19 protein-coding genes are annotated in these 18,253 nt (G+C 34.3%); all 19 read left to right on the top strand.

Features of this window, described 5'->3' with window-relative positions; translation table 11 throughout:
* The 19 genes from pseB (at position 1) to BUA71_RS06990 (ending at position 18,094) form a co-directional block, all read left to right on the top strand.
* The gene (pseB, locus tag BUA71_RS06900; protein ID WP_072878075.1) at positions 1-1,011 is read left to right on the top strand and encodes a UDP-N-acetylglucosamine 4,6-dehydratase (inverting); all 1,011 of its coding nucleotides are present in this window, start codon (positions 1-3) and stop codon (positions 1,009-1,011) included.
* A 270-nt stretch (positions 1,012-1,281) separates the two neighbouring features.
* Positions 1,282-2,556: a UDP-4-amino-4,6-dideoxy-N-acetyl-beta-L-altrosamine transaminase gene (pseC, locus tag BUA71_RS06905; RefSeq protein WP_083572050.1), complete on the top strand. Its 1,275-nt coding sequence runs from the start codon at positions 1,282-1,284 to the stop codon at positions 2,554-2,556.
* A complete protein-coding gene (gene pseF, locus BUA71_RS06910; protein ID WP_072878408.1) occupies positions 2,549-3,244 on the top strand; it encodes a pseudaminic acid cytidylyltransferase in 696 nt (231 codons plus the stop codon). The genes pseC and pseF overlap by 8 nt, the downstream gene beginning before the upstream one ends.
* On the top strand, positions 3,219-3,782 hold the full coding sequence (locus BUA71_RS06915; RefSeq protein ID WP_072878077.1) for a GNAT family N-acetyltransferase: 564 nt from the start codon (positions 3,219-3,221) through the stop codon (positions 3,780-3,782). The genes pseF and BUA71_RS06915 overlap by 26 nt, the downstream gene beginning before the upstream one ends.
* A complete protein-coding gene (locus BUA71_RS06920) occupies positions 3,779-4,366 on the top strand; it encodes a GNAT family N-acetyltransferase (RefSeq protein ID WP_072878079.1) in 588 nt (195 codons plus the stop codon). Before BUA71_RS06915 ends, BUA71_RS06920 begins: the two co-directional genes overlap by 4 nt.
* A gap of 29 nt (positions 4,367-4,395) precedes the next feature.
* Positions 4,396-4,872, top strand: a complete 477-nt coding sequence (locus tag BUA71_RS06925; RefSeq protein WP_072878081.1) for a GNAT family N-acetyltransferase — start codon at positions 4,396-4,398, stop codon at positions 4,870-4,872.
* Positions 4,869-5,912 (top strand): pseudaminic acid synthase, encoded by a 1,044-nt coding sequence (gene pseI, locus BUA71_RS06930; protein ID WP_072878083.1) that lies wholly within the window; start codon positions 4,869-4,871, stop codon positions 5,910-5,912. Before BUA71_RS06925 ends, pseI begins: the two co-directional genes overlap by 4 nt.
* Before the next feature lie 533 nt (positions 5,913-6,445).
* Complete coding sequence (locus BUA71_RS06935; protein WP_072878085.1) at positions 6,446-7,465, top strand: hypothetical protein; 1,020 nt, start codon at positions 6,446-6,448, stop codon at positions 7,463-7,465.
* Between the two features lie 210 nt (positions 7,466-7,675).
* Positions 7,676-8,857 carry a polysaccharide biosynthesis protein gene (locus BUA71_RS06940; protein ID WP_139277072.1) on the top strand — a complete coding sequence of 394 codons (1,182 nt, stop codon included), beginning with the start codon at positions 7,676-7,678 and terminating at the stop codon, positions 8,855-8,857.
* A 705-nt stretch (positions 8,858-9,562) separates the two neighbouring features.
* Positions 9,563-10,363 (top strand): 3'(2'),5'-bisphosphate nucleotidase CysQ, encoded by an 801-nt coding sequence (gene cysQ / locus BUA71_RS06945; RefSeq protein ID WP_072878410.1) that lies wholly within the window; start codon positions 9,563-9,565, stop codon positions 10,361-10,363.
* Entirely contained in the window at positions 10,356-10,796 is a 441-nt protein-coding gene (locus BUA71_RS06950; protein ID WP_072878089.1) for a DUF2061 domain-containing protein, read from the top strand. The genes cysQ and BUA71_RS06950 overlap by 8 nt, the downstream gene beginning before the upstream one ends.
* A complete protein-coding gene (gene cysC / locus BUA71_RS06955; protein ID WP_072878091.1) occupies positions 10,793-11,395 on the top strand; it encodes an adenylyl-sulfate kinase in 603 nt (200 codons plus the stop codon). The genes BUA71_RS06950 and cysC overlap by 4 nt, the downstream gene beginning before the upstream one ends.
* Positions 11,392-12,297 (top strand): sulfate adenylyltransferase subunit CysD, encoded by a 906-nt coding sequence (cysD, locus tag BUA71_RS06960; RefSeq protein WP_072878093.1) that lies wholly within the window; start codon positions 11,392-11,394, stop codon positions 12,295-12,297. Before cysC ends, cysD begins: the two co-directional genes overlap by 4 nt.
* 39 nt (positions 12,298-12,336) lie before the next feature.
* Positions 12,337-12,735, top strand: coding sequence for a GxxExxY protein (locus BUA71_RS06965; RefSeq protein WP_072878095.1), 399 nt, complete (start codon positions 12,337-12,339; stop codon positions 12,733-12,735).
* A gap of 34 nt (positions 12,736-12,769) precedes the next feature.
* Positions 12,770-14,026, top strand: coding sequence for a sulfate adenylyltransferase subunit 1 (locus BUA71_RS06970; protein WP_072878097.1), 1,257 nt, complete (start codon positions 12,770-12,772; stop codon positions 14,024-14,026).
* A gap of 192 nt (positions 14,027-14,218) precedes the next feature.
* The gene (locus BUA71_RS06975) at positions 14,219-15,229 is read left to right on the top strand and encodes an NAD-dependent epimerase (RefSeq protein WP_072878099.1); all 1,011 of its coding nucleotides are present in this window, start codon (positions 14,219-14,221) and stop codon (positions 15,227-15,229) included.
* A gap of 18 nt (positions 15,230-15,247) precedes the next feature.
* A complete protein-coding gene (rfbA, locus tag BUA71_RS06980; protein ID WP_072878101.1) occupies positions 15,248-16,117 on the top strand; it encodes a glucose-1-phosphate thymidylyltransferase RfbA in 870 nt (289 codons plus the stop codon).
* A gap of 13 nt (positions 16,118-16,130) precedes the next feature.
* Positions 16,131-17,201 carry a DegT/DnrJ/EryC1/StrS family aminotransferase gene (locus BUA71_RS06985; protein ID WP_072878412.1) on the top strand — a complete coding sequence of 357 codons (1,071 nt, stop codon included), beginning with the start codon at positions 16,131-16,133 and terminating at the stop codon, positions 17,199-17,201.
* Complete coding sequence (locus BUA71_RS06990) at positions 17,198-18,094, top strand: sulfotransferase family protein (RefSeq protein ID WP_072878103.1); 897 nt, start codon at positions 17,198-17,200, stop codon at positions 18,092-18,094. Before BUA71_RS06985 ends, BUA71_RS06990 begins: the two co-directional genes overlap by 4 nt.
* Positions 18,095-18,253 lie beyond the last annotated feature (159 nt).

Here is an 18,253-nt window from a genome sequence, read left to right on the forward strand (position 1 = left end):
ATGTTAGACAATAAATCAATATTAATAACCGGTGGTACCGGTTCATTAGGGAAAGCTTTAACCGCTCATATTTTTAAAACCTACCCTAATATAAAGAAGCTGGTTATTTTTTCCCGCGATGAACAAAAGCAGTTTGAAATGGCGCAGGAGTACCCTAGGTCTGAATTTCCACAACTTCGGTTTTTTATTGGGGATGTGAGAGATGAGGCCAGGGTAAAGAGAGCCTTAAAAGGAATAGACTATGTGATTCACGCGGCAGCAATGAAACATGTACCCATTGCAGAATACAATCCCATGGAATGTGTAAAGACCAATATTATGGGAGCCGAAAATATAATAAACGCCTGTTTGGAGGCACAGGTGGAAAGAGTGGTAGCTCTCTCTACCGATAAGGCTGCTGCACCTATAAATCTTTATGGCGCTACTAAATTGGCTTCAGATAAATTATTTGTGGCCGCCAATAATATTACGGGTTGGAACCCTATTAAATTTTCTGTAGTGCGTTATGGAAATGTTATGGGTTCTAATGGCTCTGTAATACCTTTTTTCTTAAAAAAGAGAAAAGAAGGGGTGCTACCCATTACAGACCCTACCATGACCAGATTTAATATTTCCCTGCAGGGAGGTGTAGATATGGTAATACACGCTTTGGAACACGCCTGGGGTGGGGAAATTTTTGTCCCTAAAATTCCTTCTTACAAAATCACCGATATAGCAGAAGCTATTGGTCCCAACTGCGAAAAACCAGTGGTAGGAATTCGTCCTGGCGAAAAAATTCACGAAGAAATGATCACCGATTCAGATTCGTATTATACTTATGACCTTGGTAAATATTACACTATTCTTCCGGCAACCCATAAATGGAAATTAGAAGAGTTTGTGGAGAAATTTGATGCGAAAAAAGTAACTCCCGGTTTTGAGTATAATTCAGGAGAAAATGAAGAATGGGAAACAGTTGAAAATCTAAGGAATTTAATTAAAGAACATGTAGATTCAACCTTTGAAGCATAAATCGAAGGCAGAGGTTAGAAGTTGGAAATTAGAAGTTATGGTTAATAGCTAATAGTAAGCAGTATTCAGGAAATCATAATCAATAAATAGGCTGTAGTCCAGAATAGTGTTGATAATATTTTTTATTTGTCATTCAGAGCGCAGGCACGGAGCGAAGAATCTTCAGTTTAAGAGAAAAGATTCCTCCTACGTCGGAATGACAGTTTTATAAAGCAATATTATCTATTTTAAACTAGAGCCAAGAAAATTTATAAAGATTTAAACAAAGTAATGAGCCAAAAAAATAAAGATAAAATATCCGATTCCAGTTCTAGTTCATCATTGACGGGTAACCATGCTGCAATACCTTATGGACGTCAAAATATTACGGAGGAAGATATAGCGGCAGTGGTAAGCACCTTAAAATCTGATTACCTTACACAGGGGCCGAAGATTGGAAGTTTTGAAAATGCTTTTGCTGAGTATGTGGGCAGTGAATATGCCGTGGCGGTTTCCAATGGTACTGCGGCCTTACATCTCTGTGCGCTTGCTTTAAATGTTAAGCCCGGGGATAAGGTAATAACCACACCAATTACTTTTGCGGCTTCGGCCAATTGTGTGCGCTATGCCGGCGGAGAAGTGGTTTTTGCCGATATTGATCCTGAAACTTATTTACTAGATATTAATAAAGTTCAGGAATTATTGGAAGCTGCGCCAAAAGGAACTTATAAAGGAGTGATTCCCGTTGACTTTGCCGGAAGGGCCGTAGATATGGAAGCTTTTAGAAAACTTGCCGATGAGTATGGGCTGTGGATTATTGAAGATTCCTGCCATGCGCCCGGTGGTTCTTTTAAAGATCAATCTGGTGAAAAACAAACCTGCGGAAATGGTAATTTTGCCGATCTGGCTATTTTCTCGTTCCATCCCGTTAAACACATCGCCAGCGGAGAAGGCGGAATGATCACCACAAATAATAAGGAACTTTACGAAAAACTCCTTCAATTAAGGACCCATGGAATCGTAAAAGATGATGAAAAATATAAGAATTCCATAGCTTTTGCAACAGGTAGTGACGAATCCCGGATCCCGAATCCCGAATTAACGGGTTATCCAAACTGGTACATGGAAATGCAGGAACTCGGCTATAATTACAGGTTAACCGACTTCCAGGCTGCACTGGGGGAAAGCCAGTTAAAAAGAGCTGATGATGGCTTGAATCGGCGAAGGGAAATTGCCAAAGTATATTTTGAAGCTTTTAAAGGGAACGATTTTGTAAAAGGCCAATCTGGAGTGATTGAAGGTCACGCTTATCATTTATATATCCTCGAAGTAGAAGACCGGTTAGAACTATATAATTATTTACGGGAACATAAAATCTTTGCCCAAATCCATTATATTCCATGTCATCTAATGCCTTATTACCGGGATTTGGGTTGGAACGAAGGCGATATGCCAAATGCAGAAAAATATTACAGGCACTGTATAAGTTTGCCTATGTTTCCCACACTTTCCAATAAAGAACAGGAATTTGTGATAAATAGAATAAATGCTTTTTATAATGAGTAAAAATTTATGTATTATCCCGGCTCGTGGCGGAAGCAAACGTATTCCGAGAAAAAATATAAAGAATTTTCTAGGGAAACCTATTATTGCTTATTCTATAACGGCAGCCTTAGAAAGTAAGCTTTTTGATGAAGTAATGGTTTCTACTGATGATGAAGAAATTGCGGAAGTAGCTAAAAAATATGGAGCAAAAGTGCCCTTTATGCGTTCTCAAAAGAATGCAGATGATTTTGCAACAACTGTAGATGTCTTACTTGAGGTTACCCAAAAATATGAAGCCTCAGATCAAACTTTTGATAATATTTGCTGCATATATCCAACAGCCCCTTTTACAACTTCAGTTAAATTAAAAGAGGCTTTTCATAAATTACAACAGGAAGATTTAGATTCTGTTTTTCCCATTATGGCTTATAGCTACCCTATTCAAAGATCTCTGAGATTAAAAGATGATAAAATAACATTTTTCTATCCTGAATTTGAAGAAGCCAGGTCTCAGGATTTAGAGGATGCTTTTCACGATGCGGGACAGTTTTATTTCTTTAAAACAAAGTCTTTATTAGAAAACAAAACTATTTTCTCAGTTAAAACCGGAGGAATTGTAATAAATGAATTGGAAGCCCAGGATATAGATAGTAAAACCGATTGGAAAATTGCAGAAATTAAATATGAATTCATACAAAGTTCTAAATAAACAGTCTTTTTCTTCGGGCGAATACAAAATCGTACCAATTCGTATGGAAGATCGCTATGCAATTATGCAATGGCGTAATGAGCAAATGTATCATTTGAGACAAAATGAAGTCCTTACGAAAGAAAAACAGGATTATTACTTCGATACGGTGGTTTCTAAATTATTCGAACAGGAAAAACCAGATCAAATTTTGTTTTCTTATTTAAAGGAGGAAGAATGTATTGGTTATGGAGGTTTAGTGCATATAAACTGGATTGATAGAAATGCGGAAATTTCATTTATAATGAATACTGAATTAGAGGAAAGACATTTTGAATTTCACTGGAATAATTTTTTTAAGCTACTGGAAGAAGTTGCCTGGAAAGCGTTAAATCTCCATAAAATCTTTACGTATGCATTTGATTTAAGACCAAAATTATATACTATATTCGAAAAACAAGGCTTCCATAAAGAAGCGAGATTAAGAGAGCATATTCTCTCTCACGAAAAGGCTTATCTAGATGTTGTAATTCATTCAAAAATAAATAAAAAATTATGAAAATTTTTAAAGGAGAGCGAATCTATTTACGGAAAATAGAACTTAGTGATATTACTGATTCAGTTATGGAATGGTTTAGGGATGAGGAACTTATGGAATTTTATACAACGTCGAAAAAAACCATAACCAAGGATTCTTTATTAAAATCGATAGAGGAAGGTGAAAGAAAAGGTAATCTAATAACTTATGGCATATTTACAAGAGAATTAAATGCTTTGATAGGAACCATCAAATTAGGACCTATAAATTTCGCCCATAGAATATCAGATTTAGTAATTCTTATTGGGGATCGTAATTACCTGGGAAAAGGCTTAGCAGTAGAAGCGATTGAGGTAGGCAATCAATTAGCTTTCGAAGAATTTGATATTCGTAAATTGTATGGCGGAATGTATGAATCAAACATCGCTTCAATTAAAGCATATACTAGGGCTGGCTGGTTAATAGAAGGGAGACTTAAAGGTTTTTATCATAAGGATGGTGCAAATGAAGATAGAATCCTGGTAAGTTACTTCAATCCCAAATACTTTTCGAAAGATGAAATTGATGAAACCGCTTCTTTACAAAGTAGGTATTTTCAATTGTGATTAAAAATCACATAAATTTCTCAGCGTATATGAAACACGCTAAATTAAATAATTTAAAATTACGTTATGCAGAAAAGGCAGATATTGCATCAACACTTACTTGGGCCAATAATCCTCAAGTAAGAGCTTTCGCATATAACCAAAATAAAATCTCTCATGAGGTACATACAGATTGGTTTTATTCAAAACTGGAATCCATAGATTGTGAATATTATATTCTTGAAGTTCAAGATAAACCAGCTGGTTCTATTAGGTTCGATATTGAAAAAAATGGAAGTGCAAAGATCAATTATTTAATAGATCCCAATTATACTGGGAAAGGATTAGGTACCTATATACTAGATAATGGTATAAAGTTCCTTCATAAAAATAGACCTTCCATTAAAAAGGTTTATGGATATGTCTTAAAGGAAAATATTGCGTCTATAAAAATTTTTAATAAATTATCATATAATAAAGTTTCTGACAACGGTTCAGAATTAAAGTACGAAAAACCAATAAAATGAAGTTAGGAAATAATGAAATAGGAGGAAATTCTTCAGTTTTTATAATTGCAGAACTTTCAGCCAATCATAACGGTAGTCTGGAAACGGCTTTAGAAACCATTAGAGCTGCAAAAAGAGCAGGTGCCGATGCTATTAAATTACAAACCTATACCGCAGATACCATGACCTTAGATGTAAAATCTTCAGATTTTATGTTGAGTCAGGGAACTATTTGGGATGGTGCATATTTACATGACCTATACAAAAAAGCTTATACGCCCTGGGAGTGGCACGAACAACTTTTTAAAGTTGCAGAAGAAGAGGGCTTAATTTGTTTTTCTTCACCATTTGATGCTACCGCAGTTGAGTTTTTAGAAAAGCTTGGCGCTCCTGCTTATAAAATTGCTTCATTTGAAATCACCGATATTCCATTAATAGAACTTGTAGCTTCAAAAGGGAAACCGGTAATTATTTCTACCGGCATAGCAGGGAAGGAAGATATTGAACTGGCGTTGGAAGCTTGTAAAAGGAGTGGGAATAATGATATTGCACTATTAAAATGCACCTCTTCCTACCCCGCGCCAATTGAGGAGGCAAATATGATTATGGTTAAAGATTTAGCCGAAAGATATAACGTGATAACTGGTTTATCAGACCATACTATGGGTAGTACCGTACCTGTGGTCGCAACCTGCTTTGGCGCCAGGATCATAGAAAAACACTTTATTTTAGATAAAAGTATTGGCGGGCCAGATGCTTCATTTTCTATGGATGAAAAAGAATTTACCGAAATGGTGAAAGCAGTACGGGAAGCAGAAAAGGCTATTGGAAAAGTAGATTATACGCTAACAGAAAAACAAAAGAAAGGAAGGGATTTTAGCCGTTCATTGTATGTCGCAGAAGACATTAAAGCGGGAGAAGAATTAACCAGTGAAAATATAAGAAGTGTTAGGCCTGGGTTTGGGATGCATCCTAAGTACTATAATAATGTGCTTGGCACCAAGGCTGTGAAAGATCTAAAAAAAGGAGAAAGATTAGCAGAAGAAAAATATGCTAAGTAATAAAAGTCGAAAATTTTTTATGGATCTGGAAAAGTTTAATGTGAAATTCTAATGTTTATTTTGAAGATTTATACGCTCTATTAATATAAAAGGAGCAGAAATTGAATTTGGAAGTAAATTTAATTGTATATATCTACGAAAAGTAATAATTGTTAGAGTATCCTTAGTTGAAAGATGTAGATTGCGAAGTCAAAGACCTTCCAGAATAATCGGAGACCGTGAATTAGAATGGTTTTAGTGGATTTTATTTTATGAGAACGGTCTGAATTTTACATATAAATTTATTAAGCCTCTAATCTTCTTCTTATAATGGTTTTGAATTAATTGTAACAGTGAACTCGTTTAAACTTTCTCCATCAGCCGAAAAATTTCTCTTATTACGCCCATTTTTTATCTTTTTATCCTTCCAAAGTGGTGCTTTGCAGGTTAGAAGAGTCTTCAAATGATCACAAATCACTGATTTTGGCTTCAAAGTGAAAAGTCTAAATGAATTTAGTAAAAGCTTTTTTTATTTGTTAAAAAATATTTAGTATATGAAAATTTTAAAGGAAAAAAGGTTATTTATACTATCTAATAATATTCATTACATAAATGCTAAAAATTATATTAGAACACATAAAGAAGGAGAAAATCATCTAATATTCCTTAATAAATTTTCAAAGGGACATCAAGAATTTATCGATGAAATTAAAAAAGATAGAGATTTTAAGAGTATTAAAATTATAGCTAATAATCAAAATCAAAAATTCCCCAAAGGCTTCTTAAAGACAATTTCCTTTATTAAGAATGTAAGAGGTTTAAAAGGTCATTTTGGTAATAATATTGAAAAAATTTTTATTTCTAATTATTTATCATGGCAGCAACATTATATTCTCAAACAATTTCATACGAATCAAATTATTTTAATTAACGACGGGACTGCAATTTTTAAAACAATTGAGCTTAGGGAAACTTCGAAGATTATTAATTTTTCTCATATTAATTTCCTGATAAAATCTTTTTTAGGTACTACGAAGATTAACAATTTACACTTTTACAGTCCTATAAAAGTTCCTGTAGCGCAATATGATTCTATCGAAATATTTAATTTTGAAGCATCAAAAAGTTCGCAGGTAAATTCAAAAAAAGTATATTTTATTGGGTCTCCACTTGTTGAGCTAAACTACTTAAAACTTAATCATCATTTATCATATTTAACGACTATAAAGAATATTTTTCCCGATGCCCAGATTACTTACTTTGCTCATAGAGGTGAAAAAGATAGGTTTTTAGAAAAATACGATTATTTTGGTAAAGTTGTTAAGGACACTATTTCGTTTGAAGAGAGATTGCGACAGGAAAAGGTATTACCGGGTTATATACTTTCTTATGCTTCTTCAATTTTAATAAATTTACCCCAGGTTTATCCACAAATTAATTTTTCTTATTTCCCTTTAGAAGAGGACGGTATACCTGATAATTCATCTTTTAAAAGTATTTATCCTCCTTTAATAGATAATTTTGAGCGTATGAAAAGCTCCAATTTTGATATTTTACAAGTAAAAAAAACTTAATAAATTATCTAAAAAAAGAAGATTAGAGTTTTGTTCAGAAAAACCTTCTGGAAAAACTTTAAATAGAAAGTTTAGAATCTTAGCAATGTATTGGCATTGAAATCTATAATTAGAATTTAACTATTTAGGTATATGAATTTTTTTGGTACAAAGATACCAGCGACCGCCCTTAGTTTTACTGGAGGTTCTTTATTCAAAACTTTTACTACAATGGCTGTAAGTATAATAGCCATAAAATTAATTGGTCCCGAAAAACTGGGTATGTGGCAGGCTGCATTATTAATAAAACCTTATGTGGCGTTTCTACAACTTGGGTTAACACAAGGTCTTGGAAGACAAATTCCATTTTTATTGGGCCAAAAGAATGACTACAGAGTAAGACAATATGCTTCTAATGCCCAGTTTGTTACAACACTCTACACCTTGACTTGTGCAATTATAGCTGTAGCACTAACCTTTTTTTTAGCGGAAGGCATTAATGAAAAATTAATTTATATAACGGCCGGCATTTTTATCGCCACTATGTTTGTAGATAATTACCTATCATCTACTTACAGGTCTTCCAAGAGTTTTGCTAATCTTGCGAAAGTTTATTTTGTAGCATCGATTTTCGAAATTCTATTACTTCCATTAATATACTATTATGGATTTAACGGGTATATGATTATTTTACTTTTACACAGTATATTTTCGACAAGTCTTTTAATTTATTTCCGACCTATTAAGGTTGCAAGTAAGTTTAATAAGGATATTTTCTTTGAAAATATAAAAATTGGATTTCCAATGGTTTCTCTAGATTTTTTAAGGAGCATTCCAGATACCTATCCTAAAATCTTTATTTTATATTTTTTATCTACAACGGCTTTAGGTTTGACTTCTCCAGCGAATGCTGCTTTGGCAGCCTTTGCCGTTTTACCAGCATCATTAGCTAAGTATGTATATCCCAATATGACGTTTAATTTTGGTAAAACAGCTAATAAATTAAAATTGTGGCAAACAAGTAAAAAATTAAGTGGTTTGCTTACGGGAATTGGTTTAGTTGGCCTATTTTCCATATTTATAATTCCCTATGCAGTAGAAAATTTTTTCCCGAAATACGTAGAAGCTATTAGCATCACTAAAATTGCTTTATTCATAGCATTTTTTAGAATGTTCACTATCCTGTTCACTGTATTCAATACCTTAAAAGCTTATAAAATACAGTTTATTGTATCTTTAATAAGAAATATCTGTTATCTTATATTTCCTCTTTTATTTTATTATTTTGCCTCAACCTCACAGCAATTGGAATTTATTTTTTTGGGAGTATTGGTTGCTGAATTTCTGTATGTCGTAGCTTTATTTTATTTTATTTTTAGAGTAACACATAATAAGCTTTCATATGATGATTAATATTTAAGCCCTTAATTGTATTAATTATTTGCTGTTGTTTTTTTCCATCGAAAATTTTAAAATTAGCGATAAAAACCTTAGGGAGTAGCTATGTATGGTTAAACTTCAATTTAATCTGCTGGGAGAAATAAGTCCGGGGTCTTCTTTAGCCGCAATTATTCGTGAATCAATATAAAGAACAATGTTTCGGCGGGTAAGTCCGGCTTAGTTGCACCCATTCTTGGATATCTAAAATGTTGGTAACTTAGTCGTTGTGTAGCATTGAGATTAATCCCGTGAATATAGCGGTTTAGAATGGAGTTTTGTTTATCGTCGTATTCTTTTCGTTCCTTTCTCTATAGTATTACAGACATAGTTGAGGGCAAGGCAAAAAAATAAACCAATCTTCATTTTCTTCTAAAAACCGCAAAGTGTATGTTCTTTTTTGCTATTGTCCAAACGATTTAGAGCAGCAAATAAGTTAAGTGTATGAGATATACCTGCGACTTCTTTATTTTTTAACATTTGTATATTATGAAAAGTTATAAAAGGAACATGTCGTTTTTTAACTATCATAAAAAATGTAAATTTGCTGTTTAGATGGTTCCAATCTTATTTATAAGCTAGTGGTATGTTCAAATCTGCATATTACTAATTGGAAGAGTGCTTAATGGAAAAACCAAAGTTTTGAATTTAAGCGATAGAAATTTATTTAAAAGATTTATATTGAGAAAAGAACTTGAAATTGCGATTAAGGCGGCAATTGCCGGGGGAGAAGAAATTTTACAGGTTTATAATTCTGAAGAATTTCACGTAGAAATTAAAAATGACTCTTCTCCTTTAACGATTGCAGATACAAAGGCGAATAGTAAAATAATGGAATTTTTAGCTCCAACAGCTATTAAAATAATTAGCGAAGAGAACAGGCAAATTGCATACACACATCGAAAGAATTGGGATGCCTGCTGGATAGTAGATCCTTTAGATGGCACCAAAGAATTTATTAAAAAAAATGGGGAATTTACGGTTAATATCGCGTTAATTAAAAATGGCGCACCGTTTTTGGGGGTGATTTATGTACCTGCTACGGGCGTGTTGTACTATGCCGATGTAGAGAAAGCTAAAGCATATAAAACCAGTATTACAAATATTGAAAATTTCAATTCAGCCATAAATAATAGTGAAGTGATTAGACCGGGGGCGGGAGGTAAGAACTTAAGAGTAGTTGGCAGTAAGTCTCATATGAATGATGATACTTTAAATTATATAAAATCTTTAAAAGAATTTCATAGTAAAACTGTTGAAATTGTTCCTGTGGGAAGCTCGCTGAAGTTTTGTCTGGTTGCAGAAGGTTTAGCAGATGTTTATCCAAGATTTGCCCCTACTATGGAGTGGGACACCGCAGCGGGTCACGCAATTTGTAATGCAGTTGGTCTAAATGTTGTAGATAAAGAAACAGGGAAGGAAATGCGGTACAATCGGGAAAACTTATTAAATAATAGTTTTTTAGTTTCAGCAATTGGCTAAAACTTATAAGAGACATATCGCTAAAACCATAACCTGGCGTTGTATTGGGACTATAGATACTATTCTATTGTCCTGGTTTATCACAGGGAACTCCTTTACCGGTTTAAAACTTGGTTTGGCAGAGGTTCTTACCAAAATGTTGTTATATTACCTACATGAAAGAGCCTGGTTTAAAGTAAAAGCGGGTATTACTAAAAATGGGGATAGCAAAAAAAGGCATTTGGCAAAAACTATCACCTGGCGTATTGTAGGAACATTGGATACTATGATGCTGGCCTGGTGGATATCGGGAAACCCATTAACGGGTTTAAAAATTGGAATGGTAGAAGTAGTGACCAAAATGATTTTATATTATCTCCACGAACGGGCCTGGTACAAATTTGATTACGGCTTGCAACAAAGAAGAATCAAAAAAATAAAATACAGAAAGTGAGTACGAATATCATTCAACATAATTTTAAAATTAGCCGGGAAGACCATAACCGGCTAAATGGACATAAATCTTTTGTGGTGTGGTTTACCGGGCTTTCCGGGTCTGGAAAATCTACGATTGCCAATAATGTAGAGCAGAAATTATTTGCAAAACGTATCCATACTTTTTCCTTAGATGGTGATAATATTCGCAGAGGGCTTAATGCAGACTTAGGCTTTTCCAGAAAAAATCGAGAAGAAAACCTTAGGAGAATTGCCGAGGTCGCTAAATTAAGTATTGAATCTGGTAAGCTGGTGATAGCTTCTTTTATCTCCCCGTTGAGAAAAGACAGGGAGTTTCTAAAGAAAATTATAGGAGAAGACGATTTTGTAGAAATTTTTATTAATACGCCCCTTCGGGTGTGTGAGGAAAGGGATGTAAAAGGCCTTTATAAAAAAGCACGTGCAGGAGAGATAAAAAATTTTACCGGTATTTCAGCGCCTTACGAAAACCCGGTGAACCCGAATATTGAAATTAAAACAGAAGAGGAGAGTATTAAGGCAGCAACTGATAGAATAATTATATATTTGACGAATAAATTGGAAACCAAAAATCAATGAGTAAATACTACCTAAATTATCTGGACGAGCTCGAATCTGAAGCAATTTATATTTTACGCGAAGTATGGGCCCAATTTGAAAATCCCGTAATCCTTTTTTCGGGAGGTAAAGATTCTATTTTAGTGACTCATTTGGCAAAAAAAGCTTTTTATCCCAATAAAATTCCTTTTCCCTTACTTCATGTAGATACCGGTCACAATTTCCCTGAAACTATTGAATTCAGAAATAATTTAATTGAAGATCTTAAGCTGCAATTAATAGTAGGCTCGGTGCAGGAAGCCATAGACAAAGGTAGGGTAGCTGAGGAAAAAGGGAAAAATGCAACCAGAAATTCACTTCAAATAACAACTTTATTGGATGCTATAGAAGACCATAAAATAGATTGTGCCATAGGTGGCGGGAGAAGGGATGAGGAAAAGGCCAGGGCTAAAGAACGCTTTTTCTCACATAGGGACGATTTTGGCCAATGGGATCCAAAAAATCAACGTGCAGAATTATGGAACCTTTTAAATGGTAAACATTTTGAGGGCGAACATTTTAGGGCTTTCCCAATTAGTAACTGGACAGAAATGGATGTTTGGAATTATATAAAAAGAGAAAATATTGCAATTCCTTCTTTATATTTTGCCCACGAGCGGGAAGTGGTTTTCAGAAATAAATCCTGGATTCCGAATTCTAAATATTTAAAGCTGGAAGAAGAGGAAGAAGTGGTTTTAAAGAAAATTAGGTTTAGAACCCTGGGTGATATCACCATTACCGGCGGGATTGAATCTGAAGCAGATACGCTGGAAAAAATCGCAATCGAAGTTTCCGGGATGAGAAAGACCGAAAGGGGAGATCGCTCAGACGATAAACGCTCTGAAAGTGCAATGGAAGACCGGAAGAAGCAGGGGTATTTTTAGAATGCGAATTTCTACGAATTGGGTGCGAATTTAACGCGAATGGGGGTTGAGAATAAAATACTGTTTAAAGAAGAAAGTTACCAAATTATTGGAGCTTGTATGAAAGTACATTCTAATCTTGGGCCTGGTTTTATTGAAACGGTTTACGAAGAGGCTTTGGAAAAAGAGTTCATGAAATTGTCTATTCCGTTTGAGCGTCAGAAAAAGTTAGAGATATATTACGACAATGAAAAAATGAACAAATATTTTCGTGCCGATTTTATTTGTTACGATAAAATTATTGTTGAAATTAAAACAGTAAGCCATATGCCTGCGCAATATTTTGCTCAATTAAAGAATTATTTAACGGCAACTAAAATAGAGCTGGGAATACTTATTAATTTTGGAAAAGGTTCCTTAGAATATAAAAGAATTATAAATACAAAACATTCGCGATAATTCGGTTTCGAAATTCGCGACAATTAGGGAGAAGATGGAGATAAACAACAACCAACTACTAAGATTTACAACGGCGGGAAGCGTAGATGATGGGAAGAGTACCTTAATTGGAAGACTGCTCTACGATTCTAAATCTATTTTTGAAGATCAATTGCAGTCTGTTAGTGATACCAGTGCTAAAAAAGGACATGATAACTTAGATTTAGCATTGTTTACAGATGGCTTAAGAGACGAGAGGGAGCAAGGTATTACAATAGATGTAGCTTATCGTTATTTTACTACCCCAAAGCGTAAATTTATTATCGCAGATACCCCAGGACATATTCAATATACCCGTAATATGGTGACTGGTGCATCTACTGCCAATGCGGCGGTTATTCTAATTGATGCACGTCATGGAGTTATTGAACAAACTAAACGGCACTCTTTTATTGCTTCTTTATTGAATATTCCGCATTTAATTGTTTGTATCAATAAAATGGATCTGGTAGATTTTGCAGAGGAACGTTTCAATCAGATTATTACCGAATTTGAAAGTTTTTCTTCTAAATTATTAATAAAAGATGTACGTTATATTCCTATAAGTGCGCTTTTGGGCGATAATGTTGTAAACCGTTCTTCTAATTTAGATTGGTATCAAGGTGGCACCTTGTTGAACATTCTGGAAACACTTCATATAAGTAGTGACATCAATAAAATAGATGCCCGTTTTCCCGTTCAAACCGTATTAAGACCTCAAAACGGTAAACATCTTGACTTTAGGGGGTATGCAGGCAGGATAGCTAGTGGTATTTACAGGGTAGGTGATGAAGTTGCAGTATTACCATCTGGGTTTACTTCTAAGATTAAAACCATAGTAAAAGGAGAGGAAGAAATAATGGAGGCATACGCTCCCATGTCTATAGCGATAACCCTTGAGAACGATATTGATATTGGAAGAGGGGATATGATTGTAAAGAAAAACAACCAACCTGAAACCGAACAGGAGTTTGATGTTATGTTGTGTTGGCTAAGCAATGAGCCGGCCAAACCCAGGGCTAAATACACTATTATGCAAGCCACCAACGAGCAACGGGCCATGATAAAGGAAGTGATATATAAAATAGATATCGATTCTTACAATAGAAATATGGAGGACAAAACTCTTAATATGAACGACATTGCGAGAATTAAAATTAGAGCTACTCATAGATTGATGTTAGATTCCTACCGCGATAACAGAAATACCGGTAGCATTATTCTAATTGATGAAAATACTAATGAAACCGTGGCGGCAGGAATGATTGTTTGAAGTTTCAGGGTTTGATTAATTGATATAAATTCTCACCATCTAACTAATACCTACGCTTAAAGATTAAAATAGATGGAAACTCTAAGACCTCACAGGTTTTAAAAACCTGTGAGGTCTGAGTTAATAGGGCTTACTTAATATTATGAATGAAAACGGATATACTAAAAAAATTAAAATTAAAATAAATATAATATGAAAATTCTGGTTACAGGGGCAGCAGGATTTATAGGATTTCATTTATGTATTAAATTATTGAATAAAGGCTTTGAAGTAGTTGGGCTGGACAATATTAATAAGTATTATGATATCGATTTGAAATATGACAGACTTGCAGAGCTGGGTATAAAAAGGGGGGCTGCACAAAAGTTTCAGGAATTTGTACAAAGTAAAAAATATAAAAATTTCAAATTTATAAGAATGAATCTGGAAGACCGGGAAAGCTTACCCGGTTTATTTGAGGAAGAGAAATTTGAGAAGGTTTATAATTTGGCTGCCCAGGTTGGGGTTCGTTATAGTTTAGAAAATCCTACAGCTTATATTGATAGTAATATTGTTGGTTTTTCCAACCTTTTAGAGTGTTGTAGAAACTATGATATTCAACATTTGATATTTGCAAGTAGTTCGAGTGTATATGGTCAAAATAAAAAAGTTCCGTTTGCAGAGAATGATGTGGTAGATCATCCTATAAGTTTGTATGCCGCTACAAAAAAGAGCAATGAGCTTATGGCCTATACGTATAGTCACTTATATGGGTTCAAAACTACAGGTTTACGGTTTTTCACCGTCTATGGACCCTGGGGCAGGCCAGATATGGCGATGTTCTTGTTTGTGAAAGCCATTATGGAAGGGAAGGAAATCAAAACTTTTAATAGGGGGAAATTATCCAGGGATTTCACTTATATAGATGATATTGTTGAAGGGGTTTATAAAGCCGGCGAAAAAGATTCGGTAAACGATGAAAAGTATAAAATTTATAATATTGGTAACGGCAACCCGGTTAAGCTATTGGATTTTATTTCAGAAATTGAAAAACAATTGAACATTCCCGCAAAGAAAAAAATGATGCCGATGCAGCCGGGAGATGTATTTGAAACCTGGGCCGATTGCACTAATTTGAAAAATGATTTAGATTATAACCCTAATACTTCGATTAGTGAGGGGATTAGTAAATTCTTAACCTGGTTTAAATCCTATTATTATTAAAATTAAAGCAATAAACTTATGAAAGGAATAGTTTTGGCGGGAGGCTCTGGAACAAGATTACACCCTTTAACAATTGCTGTGAGTAAACAAATGTTGCCCGTTTATGATAAACCGATGATTTATTACCCGTTATCGGTGCTATTACTGGCAGATATTCGGGAAATTCTCATTATTACCACTCCGCACGATCAACTTGCGTTTAAAAAATTATTAGGTGATGGTTCTCAAATTGGGTGTAATTTCACTTATAAAGTACAGGATAAACCTAACGGATTGGCCGAAGCATTTATAATTGGGGAAAAATTTATAGGAAAGGATAAAGTAGCCTTGGTACTTGGTGACAATATTTTTTATGGGAATGGCCTTGGAAATTTACTAAGAAGTAAAACACAGGTAGATGGAGCTACTGTTTTCGCCTATCCCGTAAAAGACCCCGAAAGGTATGGTGTGGTTGCCTTTAACGAAAATAAAAAAGCAATAAATATTGAAGAAAAACCAAAGCAACCAAAATCTAAATATGCGGTACCGGGTCTCTATTTCTATGACAATGATGTAGTAGAGTACGCTAAAAAAGTAGAGCCTTCAAAAAGGGGCGAGAAAGAAATTTCGAGTATAAATAATATGTATTTGGAGCGGGGCAAATTGGAAGTTGGAGTTATGACAAGAGGAATGAGTTGGTTTGATACAGGTACCGTAGAATCCTTAGATGATGCGACAGAATTTATTAGGGTATTACAAAATAGACAGAGTACTATGATAGGTTGTATTGAAGAAGTTGCTTATCAAAGAAAATTTATTGGAAAAGAAGACTTGGAAAGGCTGGCCAATAAATATGGAAAATCTAAGTATGGTGTTTATTTAAAAGAGATAGTTAATGCAATCGTTTGATGCAAAGAAAAGTATGGTTCCAGTTACAAAAGCTTTTTTTCCTCCTATAGACGAATATCAAAAGCACTTACAAAGAATATGGGATAACCAGTGGCTTACTAATCGTGGAGAACTTGTGGAGGAGCTGGAACACCGGCTTAAGGATTATTTACATATTTCTAATATAACCTTAACCACAAACGGGACGTTACCAATTCAAATGGCATTGAATATTATGGCCAACCAGGGAGAAGTAATTACTACTCCCTTTAGTTATGTTGCAACTGCATCTGCCATTGTATGGGAACATTGTAAACCTGTTTTTGTTGATATTCATCCTGAATATCTTACTATTGATGAAAATTTAATCGAGGCTGCCATTACTTCAAAAACCACAGCCATATTGGCCACCCATGTATTTGGTAACCCGTGTAACGTAGAGATAATTGAAAATATAGCCAATAAGCATAATTTAAAAGTTATTTACGATGCCGCTCATTGCTTTGGCGTTAAGTATAAAAACGAATCCATTTTTAACCATGGGGACGTTAGCACTTGTAGTTTTCACGCCACAAAGCTATTTCATACAGCAGAAGGGGGGGCATTTATTTGTAATGACAAAGATTTAAACCATAGGCTTTTTTACAGCCATAAATTTGGACACAACGGCCCTATAGATTTCCATGGGGTTGGCATTAATGCAAAAATGAGCGAGCTTCAGGCTGCGATGGGGCTTTCGGTTTTTCCTTATATAGATGAAATAATAAAGAAGAGAAAAAAAATTGTTGACTGGTACAATAAGTATTTGGATCCCGCCCAGTTTCAGAAATTAAAAATAAGAGAACATACCGAGTGGAACTATAGCTATTATCCCATTATTTTAGAGCATGAAAATGCGCTACTTGAAAAGGTGGAAATCCTAAACAAGGAGCAAATTTATCCACGTAGGTATTTTTACCCGTCGCTAAATAAATTAAATTATGTAGCATCTAAAAAGAAAGAAATTTCTGAATCTATCGCTTCAAGAATTCTATGCCTGCCATTATTTGCAGAAATTGAAGAAAAAACAGTAATGAGAATTGCAAAATTAATGAATAACTTATGACAGCTGCCCAACCTTTATTTATTCTTGGTAATCCCCGTTCTGGAACATCATTATTTAGAATTATGCTTACCAGTCATGAACTCATCTCGATTCCCCCCGAGTGTGGTTTTATTCAGTGGTGGCATGAGAAATATAAAAATTGGTCTTTAGCAGATGCTCAATCTACAACCAGTATTAAATCTTATTTAAACGACCTTGCAACTTCAAAAAAAATAGAGACCTGGAATTTGGATTACCAATCCTTGGAGGAGTTAATTTTTACAGAAAAACCAGCCACCTATTCAGATTTATGTTTGGTGGTTATGAAACAATTTTCTTTACAAACAAGAAATAGTACTCCGCGGTATTTTGGTGATAAGAATAATTACTATTTAAAACATTTAGATTTGTTGGAAACGCTTTTTCCAGATGCCAAATATGTGCTGATTATTCGGGATGGAAGAGATGTTGCCTGCTCCTATTTAAAGATAGATGAAATAAAAACCACCTCTCTCTATAAGCCCCAATTATCAAATGATATTCAGGAAATTGCTGAAGAATGGACAAGAAATAATACCAGGGTTTTAGAGTTTTTTGAGAATAAGAAAGAAAATTCCATTAGTCTTCGTTTTGAAGATTTGTTAATTGATCCCGAAAAGGAGCTGCTGAAGATTTGTGACTTTTTATCTCTTCCTTTTGATGCAGGAATGCTGAATTATGCTGAATTAAACCGAAATAAGAGGTTGGAACCCTCCCAGTTAATGGATTGGAAAAAGAAAACACTGGAAAAGCCTGATGTTTCCAACATTTCCAAGTATAAAGATCAACTAAACAGCAATCAAATTAAAAGTTTTGAAGAATATGCAGGCAAAAAGCTTTTAAAATTTGGCTACGAATTGGAAAATAAGCTTTGAACAAAATTTCCTTAAATACGCCTTTTCAAATTAATCCACGCTTACTTAAAGAACTCGTTTAAACTTTCTCAGTGGGCTGAAAAACTGCGTTTTTTATTCATTTTTTATCTTTTTTTCGTTCAGTAGCCCCGCAGTTTGGGACTATGCAACTGAAGAAAA

It is taken from the genome of Salegentibacter echinorum (genome assembly GCF_900129445.1).
Classification (GTDB): domain Bacteria; phylum Bacteroidota; class Bacteroidia; order Flavobacteriales; family Flavobacteriaceae; genus Salegentibacter; species Salegentibacter echinorum.